Source organism: Enterococcus sp. DIV0240d (assembly GCF_051711245.1).
Lineage (GTDB): Bacteria > Bacillota > Bacilli > Lactobacillales > Enterococcaceae > Enterococcus_D > Enterococcus_D casseliflavus.
Window position 1 is genome coordinate 1,197,127 of the sequence record NZ_JBIOMG010000001.1, and the last position, 19,815, is coordinate 1,216,941.

Consider the following 19,815-nt stretch of genomic DNA (forward strand, 5'->3'; position numbering starts at 1 on the left):
TTGCATTCTCAGAAACTTATCTGTAAAGTGTTAGGTGTAGTCAGCAAAAATAAAAAGAGAAGGAGGGATTACGATGCAAAAAGTATTTGATAAAAAAACAACCAAATTGAATAAAGTGAATCCCTCATTCGGTAACCATTAGTGTACAGATAATGTCTATAATAACGACGTTCATGCTCTGTCCTTTTTCCGAAGGGACAGAGCTTTTTTGTGTACTTTTTTAGAATGTGAGGGATAAAACATGAAGTATGTATTAAAACAATTAACAACGTATTTTAAAGAACATAAGGTGCGCTATACCTTTGTATTCGTCTTTATGGTGATCGCTAGTGCGATGTATGTCGCACCGATCTATATTCTGCGCTTGTTCATCGATGCGTTGATTCAAGATAATTTTGATTACTCCGTACTGATCCAATATGTGAGCCTCTTCGCGGGAGCTATCTTGTTAGGATATTTGGCGGAATTTGTTTGGACGTTTAATTTATTTATTGGTTCCTACGATTTGCAAAAGCAATTACGGGAACAATTGATGAGCCACTTTCTCAAAATGGGGGCGCCGTTTTACCATCGTTTCCGAACAGGTGATTTAATGACTCGTTCCAGTGACGATGTCCAAGTGATGGGGATGACCATTGGGTATGGACTGATGGTTTTCTTAAATACTAGTTTGTATCTAAGTTTTATTGTAGCGATGATGGCTGGGACGGTTTCTTGGCTACTGACCTTGATTGCCCTGATTCCCATGCCACTTTTAGCCTATTACATTTTCAAATGGGGCTCGCAAGTCGATAAGGCGTTTACGGAAGCGCAGAATTCTGTTTCTGAGATGAACAGTGAAGTGCTGGAGATCATTGATGGCATTCGGGTCGTCCGAGCTTATGGACTAGAAGGAGCCACCACGGAACAGTTTCAAAAGAAAACACTGGAAACACGAGCGAAAAACAATATCGTTTCTGAGATCGATTCCCGTTTTGGGCCGCTGATTACCATCATCTTAGCGATCAGTTTCGTGATGAGCTTTGGTGTGGGGGCGTTTCTTGTTGCCAACCAAACGATCACCATCGGTGCGATGGTCTCTTTCCAAGTGTACTTGACAATGGTCGTTTGGCCGATGATCTCAGCAGGAGATCTTGTGAATGTGATGCAGCAAGGTGCCGCATCCTGGCGTCGGATCAATGAAGTGCTGCAGACGGGGGATGAATTAGAAACGCCAGGCGAAGCCGACCTGCAAGCCATCAATACGATCCGTTTTGAAGCATACCATTTCCAATATCCGCAAGCAGCTCGTTATGTGTTAGAAGGACTGGATTTGACGATCACTCGTGGAGAAGTCTTAGGGATCGTTGGGAAGACCGGCAGCGGAAAAACGACGCTGCTAAGACAATTCGGTCACCGCTATCCATACTCTGATCAAGTCCCCTTGATCAACGAGCAGCCGTTGACGGCCTATCAAACAACAGCAGTGCGCAACCACTTTGCAGAAGTGCCGCAAGAACATACCTTGTTTTCACGAACGATTCGCGAGAACTTGTTATTCGGACAGCCCAACGCTTCCGAAGAAGTATTGTGGGAAGCACTGGAAGCTGCTTGCTTTAGCGAAGACATCAAGCGGATGCCAGAAGGGCTCGAAACGGTCGTCGGTGAGAAAGGCGTTTCCCTTTCTGGTGGACAAAAACAACGCTTGTCCTTAGCACGGGCGTTTTTACGAAACAGTGAAGTCCTCTTACTGGATGATGCCCTTTCGGCAGTTGATGCCAAAACGGAACAAGCCATCATCACGAATTTGAAAACGATGAAGCAGGCACCGACCTCCATCATCGTGACCCATCGATTGTCCGCCATCACCGAAGCGGATCAAATCATCGTCTTAGAAGACGGACGGATCACACAGCGTGGTACCCATCAGGAGTTGATCGAAACGCCTGGCTGGTACCAAGAGCAGTATTATCATCAACAGTTAAAGGAGGACGATACGAGTGTTCTCAACGATTAAACGTTTGCTCACGTATTTGAGCTATTATAAAAAACAATTTACCGTGGGTGCGATCTTGCTGTTGCTGGCTGCAGCGCTCGAACTGACTTCACCACTGATTGCCAAGCAGCTGATCGACCGAGTGATGACACCAGCGGTTAACAGTAGCAATTTAGACACGATGCTTTTGATCCAATTGCTCGCTGGGTATTTGCTGGTCAATTTGATTGGTTCCCTCTTTCGTTATATCAGCTTGCTGCAATTGCGAAAAATGTCCAACAGTATCGTCAAAAAAATGCGGGATCAGCTTTTTGACCATATGCACAAATTACCCGTTTCTTACTTTGACCAAATCCCAGCAGGTAAAGTCGTTGCACGAATCACGAATGACACCGAAGTCTTGCGGTCGAATTTCTATGTGATCGTGATCAGTAATTTGTTAAGCAACATCATCCAAATCATTGGTGCGTTTATTGCATTGTTTCTTTTGAACCGCACCTTAGGAGCAGCGATGCTGATTTTGATCCCGATTTTAGGCATCTGGCAGCATTTTTATACCAAATATGCTTCTCGTTACAATTTAGCAATGCGGGAATACATCTCACAAATCAGTGGGCAGTTGAATGAATTTGTCCAAGGAATGGCGATCATCCAAGCCTTCCAACGAGAAAATCAGTTGCAGAAAGAATTTAATGAAACAGTAGAGAAATGGTTCAAAACTGGACGTAAATACCTCTTGCTCGATTCAAGTATCGCTTGGGGATTAGGCAATTTGTTGCGAAATTCAACGATCTTGATTTTGATCACGACCTTGGCCGCCTTTTTCCTTGATGGCCGTTTGGCGATCTCAGCAGGCTTGCTGTATGCCTTTATTGATTACATCAACCGCCTGTATGATCCCATCGAAGGGCTTGTCCAAACCATCACCAATGTGCAGCAATCATTAGCTGCTGGACAGCGGGTCTTTGAGTTTGCTGATCAGCCGGTTGAAAAACAACAAAGTGAGCAGCTGACTGTCACGAATGGCGATGTTTCTTTCCAACAAGTGACCTTTGGCTACGACCCTGAGCAAGCGATCTTGCACGATATCAACTTTGACGTTGCCGCAGGAGAGACCATTGCTTTAGTTGGTCATACTGGTTCTGGAAAATCGAGTATTTTGAACCTGTTGTTCCGTTTTTATGATCCGCAGCACGGAAAAATCGTTGTGGATGGACAAGTGATCGCTGATTATGATCGTCATAGTTTAAGAGATTCAATGGCGATCGTTATGCAAGATCCCTATCTATTTACTGGAACGATCGCCAGCAACATCGGGATGAACGATCCAACGATCACCGAAGCGATGATTATCGATGCCTTGAAACAAGTCGGCGCTGACTACCTTTTGAGCCGCTACGAAAAAGGCATCCATCATCCAGTCGTTGAAAAAGGCAATGAGTTTTCTAGTGGAGAACGCCAGCTGATCAGTTTCGCCCGTGCGTTGGTCTTTGATCCGAAAATCTTGATTCTGGATGAAGCGACGAGCCATGTGGACACTGAAACAGAGTCCATCATTCAAAAGGCGATGACCGTCTTGCAAAAAGGACGGACGACCTTCATGATCGCTCACCGTTTGTCAACGATCAAACAAGCCGATCAAATCTTGGTCCTAGACCAAGGGAAGATCGTGGAACGGGGAACCCATGCGAGTCTTGTCCAAGGGCAAGGAATCTATCAGCAAATGTATCAAATGCAAGCAGAGCAGCTGTAATCAGCGGTGATTGCCGACAACAGTAACCGTAAAAGAAAATCCTTGAGCCTCCTGCATGGGAAGTGGCTCAAGGATTTTTTATATAATGCGAAGGTGCAGCCAATCATCTATGGGGAGTAGGAAGAGGAAGCCTTCGCTTATATATCAGTAGGAAACGCGGCAAGGTGTTGTCGTAATTTTGTTAAGAAACACTCGCCGATCACTGATAATGGGCGAGCGTTCTTTTTAATGAGGATGATCTCACCCTCGGACGCGTCGATCAAAGGAAGAAAAGCCAAGCCTTGGCGTTCTGGTTGGGCAACGATCCCCGAGCCGGTTCCATAAAGATCCGTCTGCTGTAATAGCTGGACCATTGTGCCTCGATCGCTGACATGCACCACTTGAGGGCTTTGAGCAAAGTCGATCAAATCTTCGGAAAAGAACGAATAGCGTTCATCTTCTTGCAAAAAGCGTACTTGCGGATAAGGGGCCAGATCCTTTAAGGAAAGCCGCGTTTTTTCTGTCAAGGGATGAGTCCCTCGTAAAAAGACATGGGGGCGAAACCGTCCCAACGCCTCGAAGGACAATTGGGCGCCTTGTAACAGTCGTTCCAATCCTGCTTGGTTTTGCTCATTCAAATAAAGAACCCCAAATTCACTTCGATATTGCTGCACGTCCGTGATTACCTTTAAGGTCGTGGTTTCTAATAGGCGAAATTGGCGACAGTCGGGAAATTCCTGCAGCAGCTCACTGAAAATTCCAGCCGTGAAATCATAGTGCTGGCTTGCGATGGCGAAGGTTTGATTCGCTGCTTGCTTGCTGGAAAAACGCGTTTGCAGCTGCGCCACTTGACTCAAGATCGGCTGGGCATGGTCTAGAAATTCCGAGCCTTCGGCAGTCAAGCGGGCACCTTGATTCGTACGCTCGAAAAGCTGGACCTCCAATTCTGCTTCCAACTCTTTCACGGCTTGGGAAAGACTTGGCTGTGAGAGATACAGCCGTTTGGCTGCTTCACGAAAACTTCCATGGTCAGCGATCGCTTGCACGATCCGCATTTGTTGAATATTCAATTTTTGACCTCCTTTACAAAGATTCAGACGGAAAAAGGGTCTACCAATCAATAGTAGTCAGTTCTTTTCCTTCTATAATAGAAGCTTCTTAAAAATAAGACGACAGTTGCTGCTTATTGCTACTTGTGAAGCGGTCATTGCAATTCTTCAGGAATAAACCAATAGCCCGTTTGATTCTCTTCTGCCAGCAGTTCTTTAAAGGCTTCCGAACGATAAGCTGCCACCACTGCCTGTGCCCAATCACTGTCTTGGTTGGCTTCTTTGACCGTTGCCACCAGTTCATACTCTTGCAAAATGTCTTCACTTAATAAGCTTTCCTCTGCAGCAATTCCAGCACTATAAACGATGCTGCCGGGAATCACCGCATAGTCTAAGTCTGCTAAGCTGCGGGGGATTTGCGCAGAATCCATCTCGACGATATCCAGGTTATAAGGATTGTCAGTAATGGTTCTTAACGTCGCGTCAATGGGCGCCACTTCGGGGTCAAGTTCGATCCAGCCAGCTTTTTGCAGCAGCAACAGGGCACGGGCGCTATTTGACGGATCATTAGGAATCCCGATGGTATCGTTTGCTTCAATCGCTGCTAAATTGTCCTTTCTGCCAGGATACAAGCCAGCTGGAACGGTAGGGATCGGTGTGATACCCACCAAATCGGCACCCGTGTTTTCATTAACGTTCTCTAAATAGGCGGTATGCTGATCCAAGTTTAAGTCGATTTCGCCATCGTTCAGTGCAATGTCTGCTTCCAATACCCCAGTAAAGCCAATATCAGTCACGGTATAGCCTGCTTCTTCTAAAATCGGTTTGATTCCCTGAAGAAACAGTTCGCTGTAAGGTCCTGGTGTCGTACCAACTCTGATTTCTGTCTGCTGCTCTTCGGCATTTCCGGTCACTTCTTCTTGGTTGCCGCAGCCAGTAAATAAGACCAAGGACAACAGACCAATGCCCATACCTAATCCAATCCTTCGTTTCATACCTCTTCCTCCTTTTTTATAAAAAAAACCTTCCCAAAGACAATTCTTTGGGAAGGACGATCATTTCGCGGTACCACCTTTATTTGTTTTTTGCTGAAACAAAAAACCTCAGTCAGTTCATCAAATAAACTGCATTGCGCTATCGGGCTTTCTCCGTCGGGGATTGTTCGTCCACGAATGCTCAAAGGTCATCTTCGGATCGTCTTCCTTACTCGTTTCCACCAGTTCCGAGCTCTCTTGAAAGAAAGGGGGGATCGTACTCTTCTTCTCACTGCATGTGTATGAAATTAGTAGTATCTTAGAACAAGATGAGAAAGTTGTCAATTGCTTTCGTGATAGGTGATTCCAATCACTACGCAGGTAGTAGGGGAACAAATGGGGAAGGGTAAGAATAGATCAATAAGGCAGGAAAAGCAGATGAATGGTCGAAATCGCTTGGTTGGGTTAGAATCGAAGCACAAAACAAAAAAAGAGGCGAGGAAATGAAATTACTTTTGATTGGACATACCGGCACACTTGGGCAGCTTTTAGTTGAAGGCTTTCAGCAGCTACCAGAGGTGGAGCTGATCACGGCTAGCCGTAGCAGCGGCGATCATCAAGTCGAAATTGCGGATGCAGACAGTGTCAGCCAGCTATTTGCAGCTACTGGGAAAGTGGATGCCATTGTTTCCGCTGCGGGAAGTACAGTGTTTAAATCCTTTGAGGAATTGACGCCAGCAGATATTCAACAATCAGTGGCTTCGAAGCTGCAAGGACAAGTCAACCTTGCGTTGATTGGCCAGCATTTTCTCAATGAAGGCGGCAGTATCACACTGACTTCTGGAATTATCAAAGACGAATTTATCCCAATGGGCACGCCTTCAGCACTGGTCAACGGCGGTTTGGAAGCCTTCGTGGCATCGGCAGCTTTTGAGATCGGTCATGGGATACGAATCAATGCAGTCAGTCCCAATGCGCTTGTGGGCTCTTGGGAAACCTTCGCCGATTCTTTCAAAGGCTTTATTCCCGTTGGTGACGCACCCGTTTTTGCAGCGTATCAAAAAGCAGTCTTTGGGATCATGACTGGCAAAACCTTCACCGTTTATTAAGAAAAAGCAGAAGTAGGAAAAACCGCCAAATCAAAGCTGACTTGGCGGTTTTTGTTCTGCTGAAAAAGAAGTAGCAAGCAGTTAAGAAGAGAGCAATTGGGTTTTCAGCTTGGGCATTTCTGCTTTGAGTTGTTGGCGAGCAAAAGCCAAGTCATTGATCCAAGAAGCAATCGCTTCTTTTTCTAAGAACAGAGGCATTCGATCATGGACTGGTTCAACAGAATCGTTCGCGGCAGTCGTTAGAATGATTGATTCGGTTTCGATTTGATCCTCTTTTTGAAGGATGCGATAAAAACCAGCGGCATAAATCACGTGATCTTGCGAAAAGAGAAACTTTTCCTTTTCATGATTCCATTCATAGAAACCAGACATCGGAAAGACACAGCGATGCTCTTGGAAAGGTTTGCGAAAAGTCGGTTTTTCTTCAACGGTCTCAGAACGCGCATTGATCATCAAATGCCCTTTTTTAAAGCCGGTAAAGCCCCATCTTGTCACACCAGCTACAACTTGTTGTTGTTGATTTGCACCGATGGTTACGACATGATTGGAAGGGAAAACATCATTGACAGCGACAGTCTGTTGGCGCTTGCGGGCTTTCGCCGCGGCTTCTTGATAATATTCTGACAATTCGCCAGTTGTTGGGTCAAATAAGTATCGGCCGCACATGGACGGGTCACTCCTTTTTTTGGATTGGCTGGTGCCTTTGTTTCAGTATAAAGACTCAAGGCGTCAAAACCAACTAACTTGCTTCACTTCTCGATTCAACAAGAAAAGGATCTTGAACATATGTAAAAAGTCAGGAGTATCGCTTGATTTTCTGGAAATCAGATAACAAAAAAAGGCAGTCACCTACTGAGGTTGACAGCCTTTTTTATTCTAGTTGGTTAGCCAATTTTTTTAACTCTCCCGCCGATTTTATTTGCGAAACGTTCAGCATCTTCTCTGCAAGTATAGGTCAATGCAATTGTTTTGTCCCGTGTTCTTTTTCCTTCGGCGGTTAGATAACCATGAAAGATTTTAATCGCATACAATAGATAAACACCTCCTTATCCTTGGTAATAATAACAAATTTACCGCTTACATTCAAGAGATATGGTAAAAGTTTATTTTTTGTTAGTTATTTTATTAAGAATTTATTCAAAGGTTTAAGAAACGATTGAAGGAGAAAGTAAGGGGTGGTGGAATAGACCAATGATTGCTGTTAAAAGGAAAAAACTCCAAGGAAAAAGAGGCATGTTTCTGAATTTCCATCAAATAAAGAAACTGGCAACCGCTTAAATTATTCTTTTGCTGCACCAATCGAATAGACCAATCCACGCGAATCAAAATGGCCGAAAGAAAACCTATGATAAAGCATAGCTGCCAAGCAGGGAATCCATCGTAAGGGATAGGGGCAAGTACGAAAAGGGAGAGTGGTCCAAACTAAGCACCTGTTTCTGTATTTTTTGATCAAAGAAAAACACCAGACCTTGTACTTTCACAAGATCTAGTGTTTCATCAGTTACCCCAATAAACAAATCGCCCATCAAATACCGTCGCTTCAACAGTCGTTTGAAGCAATTCTTCGGCAGTCAAAGGCAAGATGTTTTGGGACAAAATACAAAGATCGGCTAAACAGCCAACTTCTAATCGCCCGATATCTTGCCGACTCAATGCTTTAGCGGCGCCTGTGGTGTGGGCATAGAGGGCATCGGCGATGGAGATTTTTTCTTGTGGCATCAATCCGCCTGCTGGCTGGCCGTTTTTCTCTTGCCGAGCAACCGCATAATACAGCGAGTCTAAAGGGGTTACGTCGATCACGACTGGCGTATCAGTCCCAAAAGCCAAGGTTGCGCCTTGCTCTAGAAAGGACTGAAAAGGAAACATTTGACTGGCACGCTGAGGTCCTACTTCTTCATCGAGGGTCTCATAACCGACTAATAAATGGCTAGGCTGTACGGAAAGTACCAGTTGTTCTTGGCGAACTAGTGGCAGATCAGCGGCATCCATCACTTCCAAGTGTTCCAAAGTATTCGCTTTGCCTTTAGAAAGCGGGTGAGCAGCAGCGCTTTCTTGATAAAAGAGGAGTGCTTGTCGAATCGCTTCATCACCGATGGTATGGATGCGCATCGGCCAGTCTTGCTGGTTGGCTTGTAAAATAAAGCGGCGCATCCGTTGAACATCGATCAACGGCATCCCGACATCACCAGCAAAATACGGTGTTTCATATTCCCTTTTTAAAAAAGCCGTGTGCGTACTCGTCACGCCATCAAAAAATTGTTTGACGCCGCCCATTTGTACTTTTTCGGAGCGATAAGTACGGTAAGTTTCTTTCATTTGCGTGATGTCTTCTCGCATGGCTGGATAAAAGACAGTGCGCAAGGTCGCTTCTGCTTCTGTTTGCCGATAAAGAGTGGGGTAAACCAAATCGTCCCAGCTTTCTCCTGTCAAGGCAACATCACCGATCGTCGTAATGCCGTATTGATTGAGCTGCTTCATATAGGTCAGAAAGGCAGCAGGGCTTTGTGCCTGAAATGACTGTAAGACCTTTGCTAAATAATGAATGGCGATCGCTTCTAAAAAGCAGCCGCTTAATTGTCCGCTGTTTTCGTCAAGCAGTGCCTCGCCGCTGATCCCTGCTGGTAAGTTCTCAGGTGTGATCCCTAAAGCAGCGATCCCTTGGCTATTCAACCAAATACTGTGGGCATCACCTGAAATCAGCATGACAGGCGTATCGGCACAATAGTTGTCGATCGAATCTTTCGTCGGGTAGACTTGCTGACCGAAATCACTGCTGAACCAGCCGATGCCGATTTTCCATCCATGGGTGATGGGCAAGGCGGGCACTTGCTGGGCAACGGCTTCTTCTGTCACTCCCGTAAGATGGGTCAGTGCCCCTTGATGGAGTAATGCGGAAAGATAAAAATGAACATGAGCATCAATAAAGCCTGGAATGATCATTTGTTCTTTGAGATCAATGACCTGGGTGTCTTCAGCAAGTGTTGGCAGCGCTGAAAGAGGACCCACAGCCGTGATTTTCTGGTCTTCAATCAGGAGAAAGCCCGCAAAAGTCGTTTTCGTTTTGGTATCAAAGATGTGTTCAGATTTTAGTAATAGTGACAATTATAATCCCAACTTCCATTCAAGGAAAAGGTCGTTGTAAAGCTCAACCGCTTCTTTTCCTAAGTATTCATAATGTTCCATTTGTTCCATCGCGCTTGGCTCAGGGTAGAAAGCCTTGTCAGCAGTCAGTTCTGCTGGCAGCATAGCTTTGGCCGTTTCACTCGGCGTGGCGTAGCCCACGTATTCGGCATTTTGTGCGGCATTTTCTGGTCGCAGCATAAAATTGATGAAGGCGTAGGCTCCCTCAAGATTGCCAACGGTTTTCGGGATCGCAAAATTGTCTGTCCAAATCGCACCGCCGTCATTGGGAACGATATAGGTGACGGCAGGATTTTCCGCCATCACATAAGCGGCATCGCCCGAATATCCGATTCCTAAAGGGGCATCGTTGTTGATCATCAAGGTTTTGATCTCGTCGGTCAAAACTGCTTTGACATTGGGGCGGATACTTTCCAGCTTCTTCAAGGCTTTGGTGACCTTGGTCGGGTCTTTTTCATTTTGGGAAAGACCGAGCGTCTGTAACGCGATTCCTAAGGTTTCGCGAGCACCATCCACCATCAATACATCATTTTTAAATGCAGGGTCCCATAAATCACTCCAGCCATGGATCGAAGAAACATCAACTTCTTCAGTATTTGCCATGATTCCGATCGTGCCCCAAAAATAGGGGATCGAGTAGGTATTGTCAGGATCAAAGGCTTGATCCATCAAAAAAGGCGAAAGATCTTCCGTTCCCGTCAATTTCTGATGGTCTAAAGGCACTAATAATCCTTCTTCGATCATTTTCGGAATGATCGATTCGCTAGGGAAAACCAAATCATAGCGCGAGCCGCCTTGTTTGATTTTCGTTTCCATCGCTTCGTTGGAGTCAAATGTATTATAAATCACTGAGTAACCAGTCTCAGTTTCGAATGTTTTGATCAATTCGGGGTCAATATATTCGCCCCAATTGTAAATAATCACTGTATTTTTGTCGGACGACGTTGCTGCCCCCGATTCTTTCGTTAACACCGAAACACCTAAAAACAGCAACGCGGTGATGCCGATCACACCGCCAAAAAATACCCACAACCTTTTCAATTCATCAATTCCTTCTTTCTCTACAATTTCGTATTTCTTGAGTAGCGTAATTGATTTTTAAAGAAAAGGCAATAAAAAAATGAAGAAAAAATAAACCCGTTTCTTTCAAGGCTTAGAAGGAGGAACGGCCAGGTGGCTGGGTCAGTTTCCAAACATATCATTTGTCAAATTCCCTCCTTTTGCCTAAGCTAGGGAAGTGAGAAATCAAGGGATGGAAAAACAGGAACCTCTCTTTGATGAAGAATGAATGTAAGGAGTGAAGCATCAATGGAAACACGTGCTGTCGTTATTGAAGCCTATGGTGGAAAAGACCAATTAAAAGAAGCAACGGTCCAATTACCAGAATTAAAAGCAAATCAATTATTAGTCAAAGTTGCCGCAACGTCCATCAACCCGATCGATTGGAAATTAAGAGAAGGCTATTTAAAACAAATGTTTCCATGGGACTTCCCAATTATTTTAGGCTGGGATGTCGCAGGGGATATCGTAGAAATAGGTGCTGACGTGACAGAGTTCAAAGTTGGTGATGCGATCTATGCCCGCCCTGAAACGACTCGTTTTGGGACGTATGCTGATTACGCCATCGTGGATGCTGAGTTAGCAGCGATCAAACCAGAAAACCAAAACTACGCAGAAGCAGCTGCAGTGCCATTAGCTGGTTTGACTGCTTACCAAGCGTTGCTTGAACACGGTCGTTTAAAAGAAGGGGAAAAAGTCTTGATCCATGCCGGAGCAGGCGGAGTTGGTACCTATGCGATCCAACTAGCAAAAGCAGCTGGCGCTTACGTCATCACGACGGCTAGTCCTCGTAACCATGAGTTATTGCAAAAACTTGGTGCCGATGAGATCCTCGATTACCATACGACAGATTTTGAAGAAGTCTTGCAAGACATCGATTTGGTCTTTGATACGATGGGGGGCGACACCCAGAAGAAAAGTTTCACTGTCTTAAAACCTAAGGGCCGTCTGATCTCGATTTTGAGTATTGAAGACGAAGACTTGGCAAAAGAAAAAGACATCTTCGCCAAAGCAATTTGGTTACGAACCAACGGCAAACAATTGGCAGAATTGACAGAGCTGATCGAAGCAGAAAAAGTCAACAGTGTCATCGGTGCAACCTTCCCATTGACAGCACAAGGAATTTACGATGCCCACGCATTGAGTGAGACACACCATGCAGTCGGCAAGATCGTTATTGAAAACCAAGACAATTTCATCAGCCAAGACGCAGAATAAAGGAGGCTGAACCGATGCGCTTATGGCATGAAGCGCTGATACCTGCTTTGCCTCGGCAGCAGCTGTTAGGCCAGCATCGTGAAGCAGCAGCCTTGCGGGGGCTAGGCTGGGGTAAAAAGCACGCAACCGTCGATTACGTTTTTACCCATCCGCCCTATAAATTGTTTCAATACCATCAGTTAGTGCTGGATGAAATGACCTATCGAGGCTATCGGCCAGCACCTGAATGGTACGATCCAGCGTATCGTGGCAAAAATCTGCCGCTGGAACCCTCCGTTCAAGCTGTTCCTTTGACTACGCCGATCTATCCAGAACATGATGAAGCATACTTGGAAGAATGCTTAGTGAATCTCCATAGTAAAGGGATCTATCTTTAAAGACCAAACACTTTCCTGAATTTTTGTTCGGGAAAGTGTTTTTTTGCTTTAAAATCGATAACTTACAAAAAGTAAGCATATTGTTCGCAACTTTTTTTGTTCCTTGTTATAGTGAGAACAGAGAATCAGTAATGAGAAATGAGGAAAAGAAAATGACCATCAATCACAGAAATCTTGAATTTGGGTTAGATACGTTTGGCGATCTAGCCTTTGATGATACAACGAAAGAACGGATCAGTTACAGCGAATCGTTGCGCAATATCGTAGCGGAAGGAAAATTAGCCGATGAAGTCGGCATCGATGTCATTGCCTTAGGGGAGCACCATCGGGAAGAATATTCGATCTCAAGTCCTGATACGGTACTAGCGGCGTTAGCGATGGTTACCAATACCATCAAATTAGGTACCGGTGTAACTGTCTTGAGTTCGGATGATCCCGTGCGGGTCTACGAACGATTTGCGACCGTTGACGCGTTGTCGAACGGTCGTGCACAAATCATGCTGGGACGAGGATCTTTTACTGAATCATTCCCTCTATTCGGCTATGACTTGCAAGATTATGAAGAACTATTTGAAGAAAAAACAGCGATGTTTAGTGAACTGAGAAAAGGCAAACCATTAACTTGGGAAGGCAAGTTCACGCAATCCTTAAAAAATGCCGACGTTTTTCCAAAAATCGAGGGGCATCAATTAGATACCTATGTGGGTGTCGGTGGAACCCCTGAATCGATCATTCGTGCCGTCCGTTATGGGTTTCCCGTTATGTTAGCGATCATCGGTGGCGAACCTGCTCGTTTTGCGCCCTATGTTGATCTGTATAAAAAGGCAGCGCAGCAATTGGGGCAACCGATTCTGCCAATCGGCATGCACTCTCATGGTGTGATCGCCGACACCGACGAAGAAGCCTATGAAATCGGCTGGAACTACATCAAAAAGAGCATGGACAAAATCGGTCTTGATCGCGGCTGGCCAGCCATGAGCAAAGAGCGCTTTGACTTTGAAGTCGAACATGGATCTTACTATGTAGGCAGTCCAGAAACCGTGGCGCAAAAAATCGCCCGTATGATGCCGCAAGTCGGTGTAGAACGCTTTGATCTGGTTTACGGTACTGGCGGACAGCTGCAAAAAGACCGTTTCAAAACGATTGAATTGTATGGAACCAAAGTGATTCCACGGGTGAAAGAATTGTTGGCAGCAGGTGATGGCAATGCCTAAAACCATCGGTATTTTAGGCGCAGGCAAGTTAGGCTTAGCGCTCGCAAATCTTGGTGCCCAGGCGGGCTATCGGGTCTTGATCGCTAGTACGAAGCCAGCAGAAAAAATCGCCTTGTCCGTTTCTGTGTTGGCTCCGGGAGCGATCGCAAAAAATGCCGTTGAGATGATGACAGAAGCCCAAACGATCATTTTGGCAATCCCATTGAGTAAGTACCAACAGCTGCCAGCAGAAGCTTTGGCTGGCAAGCTAGTGATCGATGCCATGAATTATTGGTGGGAAGTCGATGGCAAAGAAACAGAATACTCATCCATCGAGCAGACTTCTTCGGAACGTGTGCAACGCTATTTTTCCCAAAGTAAAGTAGTCAAAGGATTCAATCATATGGGGTACCACGACATCCAAGAGGAATCTTTGCTGACGAGAACGGCTGCTCAAGGAACTGCCAAAAAAGCCATCGCCATTGCTGGTGATGACCAAACCGCCCTTGATCAGACAGCAGAAATCGTTGCTGCCTTCGGCTTTGATCCCTTTCCTATCGGTGCTTTAGCTAATGGCATCATGTTAGAACCCGGCAGTCCTTTCTTTGGTGCCAATCAAACCAAAGAGGGATTGACGGCATTGATGAAGGCGTTTTGGAGCAGTGAGAAAGGGCAAGCGTTTCTGGCGCGTCCTTCTGCTGTGAGTAACAAGCAGCAGGCTCCCCAGTAAAAGAGCCGCCTCAAAGTACGACTGGATACGATAAAAACAGGGACTGTGACATAAGTCCATAGAAGAAAACCGCAAGAAATGACGAGAAATCGTTCATTTCTTGCGGTTTTTTGGGTAAAATAAAAAGGAGCACCGGTTGCCGCCAATGCCCCATCATTTAATCCTGAAAGGACTAAACAAAATGTATACTAATTATAACATGAATCAACTCACTTTGGATCTATCTACTTCATTTTCTCCAAAAGAAAATCATGTCGCCGTTTTTATCCATGAACTGGTTGAAGCGCTTCAGATTAATGACCCCTATCTTTTTGGTCGACCAAGAGAATATGATTTAGGTGCCATGATGAAGTTGGTTCTTTTTGCGTATACGCGAGAAACCTTTACAAGTCGCAAGATTGAACGCTTAGCTGAAGAAAACCTCTATGCTCGCTGGTTGACGCAAGAACGGGTTCCGACTTATCGAACGATCGCCCGTTTTTGTGTATCTAACGATGTGCAGGAGTTGACCAATAAAGGCTTAGATCAGTTGACAGAGTATCTGCGTGCACGGAATCTGATTGATGATGCGTTGTTTATTGACGGTACAAAAATCTTGGCAGATGCGAATAAGTACAGCTTTGTCTGGAAGAAAAACACGATCCGATTCGATCAAATGAATCGCGAAAAACTGCTTACTATGATGACGGAACTAAGAGAAGCGTATGCCCTGAAACAGATTCCCGAAGGGACGACCTTGACAGTAGACATGATAGATGAACTGTTAACACGGATGGAACTACGTCTGGAAGAACTAGAAAAAGAAGTTGAGGCAACGAAACGTCTTTCGCCAAATCCAGCGAAACAACAACGACGAACGTTGAAAAGCCAAGTACGCAAATTAAATACAAAACGAGAAAAAGTTCTGGAACATCAAACGCAGTTTTCTACTTATGGGACAAGAAACAGTTATTCAAAAACTGATCATGATGCGACATTCATGCGCCTAAAAGAAGACCCTATGAAAAATGGACAACTTAAGCCTGCGTATAACCTGCAAATCGCTACTTGTAATCAATTTGTACTCGGCTACGATGTCTTTCAAAACCCAACAGACACTAAGACACTAAAACCATTACTGGAAAAGATGAAGATTGCACAAAAGTCCCCTCATTATTTGGTCGCCGATGCAGGCTATGGTTCAGAAAGCAATTACCGCTATATAGAAGATGAACTTCCCCAACATACTGCACTGATTCCTTATGGAACGATGTTTAAAGAACAAAGCAAGAAATGGCAGACAGATGATCGGAAAGTAATGAATTGGGATTATGAGCCTAAGGAAGACTTTTACATCGACCCCAAAGGGGTACGATTCAATTTTCATGCTTACCGTCAACGAACAGATGCGGATGGCTTTGTCCGAGATTTTAAAGAATATCAAGCAGAAAAAACGGATGCGAACCAAGCGCTCATTCCTGAAGCCTTAACCCCAAAGGGGAATCGCAGAAAGATCACTGTAAATCCGTCTTGGGAATACCATAAAGAAAAACAAAAAGAGCGCTTATCAACGCCTGAAATTCAAAAAATATATGGTCGGAGAAAGATCGACGTGGAAACAGTCTTCGGATTTATGAAGGCTTGTTTGGGTTTCACTCGATACACGGTTAGGGGCTTAGAAAAAGTCAGAAAACAGACGGGTTTACTCATTACGGCAATCAATATGATGAAATTGACAAAAATAGGTACTTGAACTACCCAAAATGAATAAAAAAACAAGGAGCACTCGAAAAATCACATGATTTTCGAGTGCTCCTTATATTTTGGAGAGCGTAACTAGTTAACTTATGTCACGCCCCCTTTTCCCATCCAGTCAAATCAGCACGTGGTCGCTAAAAAATGCAATGTGATTGTTACGATTGTGATTCGTAAGCAGTGGTTGTTACGTTTACGTCTCTGCCAGACGATCCATAGTGTACATATCAGCCTGTACCTGCTTTGTGCTCGCCTTTGACACCCACCCATGTTTGTTAAAGATCGACTAGCCAGTTGGTTTGTTGGATCTTTCCATCTAATTCTCGCAGCTGTTTGGCGGTCGCATTCAATTGCTCCGTTAGCGTTTTTGTATCGATCGTGCGCACCAGTCGAATTTCGTTGCGACCCATTCGGGGAGCTGCTTTGGTTTCATCCAGTGCTTGCGTAAGCAGTGCATGCTTACGGCGCATCTGTTCTCGCTGTTCTAGTGCTTCCATCAACAATAACGCACTATCTGCTAAAGAGGCAGTCGCATTTTTCCGATTGATGGCTACGATTAATTCTGAATACTGTTGATTGATCTCATCGTATTCCTTGAACAATTCTGTGATACTGCGATCCAAGGTATCGCCTTCTTGGACTAACACACTGCTAGAGATTTCGTTGCGCAATTGAAACAGACGATTGTTCAAATCTCGTCTTAAAAGTAACGCTTCTGCTAATTTCATTTTGGCACACTCCTTTTTTACAAATCAGAAGGCTTATCTAGTTCTTATCCTAGAGAAGAACGTGACGAAAGGCAAGCAAGACGCAAAACAAGCTCTGATAGAAAAATCATAAAAAACTGAATATTCGCAATTCTTGTTGACTTCCAAAAACACCAATAGTATACTTTAAAACAATCATGAAATAGACAAAAAAACGTCATTTACCTGTTTTTTAGATAAAAAGAAAGACGATGAAGAGAAGAGTAGCTTTGGAATCTGTTAGAAGAGAACCCGGATGGTGAGAAAGGGCAGCAGAAAAAAAGTGAAGATGAGCTCTGAGTGATCTGATTTGTTCACGCAAATCAGACGGAAAGCAGCCGTTACCGTGCCAAGTATCTTAGCGTACTGTTGAGGTGCCATTTGTGAGAATGGTGCGAAAAAGGGTGGTAACACGAAAATCTCGTCCCTTTGTTTGTCAAAGTTGATAAGCAAAGGGATGAGGTTTTTTCTTTTTATCGTTGAATGCGTTTTTTGCTGTCATGAAAAACACTTGCGTTGGTTGCGCAATCACATAGGAGGAAGAATGAAAATGATCTGGAAGAAGCGTTTATTGGTTGCAGCAGGAGTGATTGGGTTGACCCTTTCTGGCTGCACGACAACAGGAAATACTGAGGGATCAGAGGCTGAAACTAACGGAGCGCCGAATCAAGCGATCGCGGTGAGTCTACCAGCTGAGCTGACGACTCTCGATACGACCCAAACGACGGATAAAGCAACGTTTACCATCGTACAACATTTATTCGAAGGGCTCTACCGTTTCGATGAAAACAGCGAACCAGTTCCAGGCTTGGCAGAAGGAGTCGAAATCAGTGAAGATGGCAAAACCTATACCTTTACTTTGCGAGACGATGCGAAATGGAGCAATGGCGAAGCGATCACTTCGGCTGACTTTGCTTATGCGTGGAAAAAGTTAGTTGATCCAGCAACGATGGGACCAAATGCCTATTTGTTGGATAATGTAGTCAATAGTAAAGATATTCGTGAAGGCAATGCAGACGTAGAAACGATTGGTCTGGAAACCCCAGATGACGCGACCTTTATCGTGCAGTTGGAGCAGCCGCAGCCTTCGTTTTTATCCTTGATTTCCATCGGCTGGTTGGCACCGCAAAATCAAGCCTTTGTTGAAGAAAAAGGCGAGACCTATGCCCGGACAAGTGAAGATTTGTTGTATTCTGGTCCCTTTACTTTAACCGATTGGCAACAGACTGGAGATGAGTGGACGCTAGTGAAAAACGACCAATACTACGATGCTGATGTCGTTCAATTGGAGGAGATCAAAGGCTCCACCATCAAAGAAGAAAATACGGGGATCCAATTGTTTGAAAGCGGCGACCTTGATTTGCAAAAAATCAGCGGGATCTACGTCCAACAATACGGGGACAATGAAGAACTAGTTACGCAAAACGATGTGGCGAACTTTTTCTTAGACTTCAATAAAACCGCCAACGATGCCTTAGCAAATGTTCATGTGCGTAAAGCGATCGCGTTGGCGATCGACAAAGAAAGTCTCGTGGATAATGTGTTGAACGATGGAGCGAAAGTTTTAAATGGATTGATCCCTACCGGCTTAGCTACGAATCCAAATACTGGCGAAGATTTTCGAGCATATAGCGGTGATTATAATCTATATGATTTAGAGGCTGCCAAGGAAGAGTGGGAAAAAGCCCAAGCGGAAATTGGCGAAAGTACGACGCTGCGTTTATTAGTGACAGATGATGACAATGGTCAAAAAATCGGGGAGTACTTGCAAAGCCAACTGCAAGAAAACTTGCCAGGCTTGTCGATCTCCATCAACAAACAGCCACGTGCCAGCTTGAATCAATCAAGAGCAAATAGTGATTATGAGCTTTCCGTTTCTGGCTGGATCGCTGGAAGCAGTGACATGGATATGTTCTTTATCTTATACAAAAACGGCGCTTCCTTTAACTACGGCGGCTATATCAATGAAGAATATACGGCGTTGACGGAAGATGCGCGCACCGTTCATGCCAACGACCCCGATCAATATTTTGAAGATTACAAAGCGGCAGAAGAAATTTTGTTGGAACAAGATGCTGCGCAAGTCCCTCTTTACCAAAGTGCTTCAAATTATTTGATCAAATCAAATGTTAAAGACATCCAATTCCCAGCTTATGGTGCGCATTTCTTTTTCCGCACCGCCTATGTTAGTGAATAAGGGGAAAAATAGTTGAATGAAACGCGCATGTTTATTCGATGAACATGCGCGTTTTGCAACAAAAAAAGCAGTTCAGAAAGCTGAACTGCTAAATGCGGAAGATGGGAGTTGAACCCACACGAGATAAACTCACACGCGCCTGAAGCGTGCGCGTCTGCCATTCCGCCACTTCCGCATAAGATAAAGATAATCCTTTCTAGGAAGAAATGCAAGTCCAATCTCACAAAAAGGAGCCCGCCAGCGGGGACTGGCGGGATAGGAGTAAAAATGAAAAAGTGTTAGGGTTGTTTGTTGGTATGCATTTATAATAGCGGGAAAATGTGAAAAAAAATTGACGAATCAAACAGAATTCTGAGAAGAAATCGCCAAGAAAAAGTGAAACCATCTAAAACAGTCAGAAGACAAAAAGGAGCCCGCCAGCGGGGACTGGCGGGAAGGAGTAAAAATGAAAAAGTGTTAGGGTTGTTTGTTGGTATACAGGTATCATACCGAGAAAATATGAAGAATTTTCGAGTGAAATTTAGAAATTGCGTGAATCTTTTGACAAATTATGGCTTCTGTTTGAATTTTTTCTTAAAAGA

The 19,815-nt window shown here is 44.6% G+C and carries 16 protein-coding genes, 1 tRNA gene and 1 other annotated feature; of the genes, 9 read left to right on the plus strand and 8 right to left on the minus strand.

Translation table 11 applies throughout. The features are described from left to right. Positions 1–241: 241 nt before the first annotated feature. Positions 242–1,996, plus strand: a complete 1,755-nt coding sequence (locus tag IGJ25_RS05655; protein ID WP_438779145.1) for an ABC transporter ATP-binding protein — start codon at positions 242–244, stop codon at positions 1,994–1,996. Further along, on the plus strand, positions 1,980–3,728 hold the full coding sequence (locus tag IGJ25_RS05660; RefSeq protein ID WP_087627082.1) for an ABC transporter ATP-binding protein: 1,749 nt from the start codon (positions 1,980–1,982) through the stop codon (positions 3,726–3,728). Before IGJ25_RS05655 ends, IGJ25_RS05660 begins: the two co-directional genes overlap by 17 nt. Positions 3,729–3,865: 137 nt before the next feature. Here the strand turns inward: IGJ25_RS05660 and IGJ25_RS05665 are convergent, their stop codons facing one another. Next, on the minus strand, positions 3,866–4,777 hold the full coding sequence (locus IGJ25_RS05665) for a LysR family transcriptional regulator (protein WP_438779146.1): 912 nt from the start codon (positions 4,775–4,777) through the stop codon (positions 3,866–3,868). A gap of 134 nt (positions 4,778–4,911) precedes the next feature. Continuing rightward, positions 4,912–5,751: a MetQ/NlpA family ABC transporter substrate-binding protein gene (locus tag IGJ25_RS05670; RefSeq protein ID WP_438779147.1), complete on the minus strand. Its 840-nt coding sequence runs from the start codon at positions 5,749–5,751 to the stop codon at positions 4,912–4,914. Positions 5,752–5,800: 49 nt separating this feature from the next. Beyond that, positions 5,801–6,032, minus strand: a binding site (T-box leader). Positions 6,033–6,233: 201 nt separating this feature from the next. Here IGJ25_RS05670 and IGJ25_RS05675 point away from each other — a divergent pair. Beyond that, a complete protein-coding gene (locus IGJ25_RS05675) occupies positions 6,234–6,839 on the plus strand; it encodes a short chain dehydrogenase (RefSeq protein ID WP_167826862.1) in 606 nt (201 codons plus the stop codon). A gap of 81 nt (positions 6,840–6,920) precedes the next feature. Here the strand turns inward: IGJ25_RS05675 and IGJ25_RS05680 are convergent, their stop codons facing one another. The 4 genes from IGJ25_RS05680 to IGJ25_RS05695 all read right to left on the minus strand — a co-directional run bounded on the left by IGJ25_RS05680 (position 6,921) and on the right by IGJ25_RS05695 (position 11,021). Beyond that, the gene (locus IGJ25_RS05680) at positions 6,921–7,505 is read right to left on the minus strand and encodes an SOS response-associated peptidase (protein ID WP_005225388.1); all 585 of its coding nucleotides are present in this window, start codon (positions 7,503–7,505) and stop codon (positions 6,921–6,923) included. A gap of 218 nt (positions 7,506–7,723) precedes the next feature. After that, complete coding sequence (locus IGJ25_RS05685) at positions 7,724–7,870, minus strand: hypothetical protein (protein ID WP_005234527.1); 147 nt, start codon at positions 7,868–7,870, stop codon at positions 7,724–7,726. A 466-nt stretch (positions 7,871–8,336) separates the two neighbouring features. Continuing rightward, a complete protein-coding gene (locus tag IGJ25_RS05690) occupies positions 8,337–9,941 on the minus strand; it encodes an amidohydrolase (protein WP_438779148.1) in 1,605 nt (534 codons plus the stop codon). Further along, entirely contained in the window at positions 9,942–11,021 is a 1,080-nt protein-coding gene (locus tag IGJ25_RS05695; RefSeq protein WP_438779149.1) for an ABC transporter substrate-binding protein, read from the minus strand. It abuts the gene before it with no gap. A 267-nt stretch (positions 11,022–11,288) separates the two neighbouring features. On the opposite strand from IGJ25_RS05695, the gene IGJ25_RS05700 reads away from it, so the two are divergent. The 5 genes from IGJ25_RS05700 to IGJ25_RS05720 all read left to right on the plus strand — a co-directional run bounded on the left by IGJ25_RS05700 (position 11,289) and on the right by IGJ25_RS05720 (position 16,289). Beyond that, complete coding sequence (locus tag IGJ25_RS05700) at positions 11,289–12,257, plus strand: NADP-dependent oxidoreductase (protein ID WP_438779150.1); 969 nt, start codon at positions 11,289–11,291, stop codon at positions 12,255–12,257. Between the two features lie 14 nt (positions 12,258–12,271). Next, positions 12,272–12,634: a TIGR02328 family protein gene (locus IGJ25_RS05705; RefSeq protein ID WP_010747697.1), complete on the plus strand. Its 363-nt coding sequence runs from the start codon at positions 12,272–12,274 to the stop codon at positions 12,632–12,634. Between the two features lie 152 nt (positions 12,635–12,786). Continuing rightward, on the plus strand, positions 12,787–13,848 hold the full coding sequence (locus tag IGJ25_RS05710) for an LLM class flavin-dependent oxidoreductase (RefSeq protein WP_313264871.1): 1,062 nt from the start codon (positions 12,787–12,789) through the stop codon (positions 13,846–13,848). Then, positions 13,841–14,557, plus strand: coding sequence for an NADPH-dependent F420 reductase (locus tag IGJ25_RS05715; protein ID WP_438779442.1), 717 nt, complete (start codon positions 13,841–13,843; stop codon positions 14,555–14,557). Before IGJ25_RS05710 ends, IGJ25_RS05715 begins: the two co-directional genes overlap by 8 nt. A 181-nt stretch (positions 14,558–14,738) precedes the next feature. Further along, positions 14,739–16,289 (plus strand): IS1182 family transposase, encoded by a 1,551-nt coding sequence (locus tag IGJ25_RS05720; RefSeq protein ID WP_375352161.1) that lies wholly within the window; start codon positions 14,739–14,741, stop codon positions 16,287–16,289. 277 nt (positions 16,290–16,566) lie between these two features. On the opposite strand, the gene IGJ25_RS05725 is transcribed toward IGJ25_RS05720, so the two are convergent. Next, positions 16,567–17,019 carry a DIP1984 family protein gene (locus IGJ25_RS05725; RefSeq protein ID WP_438779151.1) on the minus strand — a complete coding sequence of 151 codons (453 nt, stop codon included), beginning with the start codon at positions 17,017–17,019 and terminating at the stop codon, positions 16,567–16,569. A gap of 562 nt (positions 17,020–17,581) precedes the next feature. Here IGJ25_RS05725 and IGJ25_RS05730 point away from each other — a divergent pair. Next, positions 17,582–19,234 carry a peptide ABC transporter substrate-binding protein gene (locus IGJ25_RS05730; protein ID WP_438779152.1) on the plus strand — a complete coding sequence of 551 codons (1,653 nt, stop codon included), beginning with the start codon at positions 17,582–17,584 and terminating at the stop codon, positions 19,232–19,234. A 93-nt stretch (positions 19,235–19,327) separates the two neighbouring features. On the opposite strand, the gene IGJ25_RS05735 is transcribed toward IGJ25_RS05730, so the two are convergent. Continuing rightward, positions 19,328–19,409 (minus strand) — tRNA-Leu (locus IGJ25_RS05735). Between the last annotated feature and the right edge of the window lie 406 nt (positions 19,410–19,815).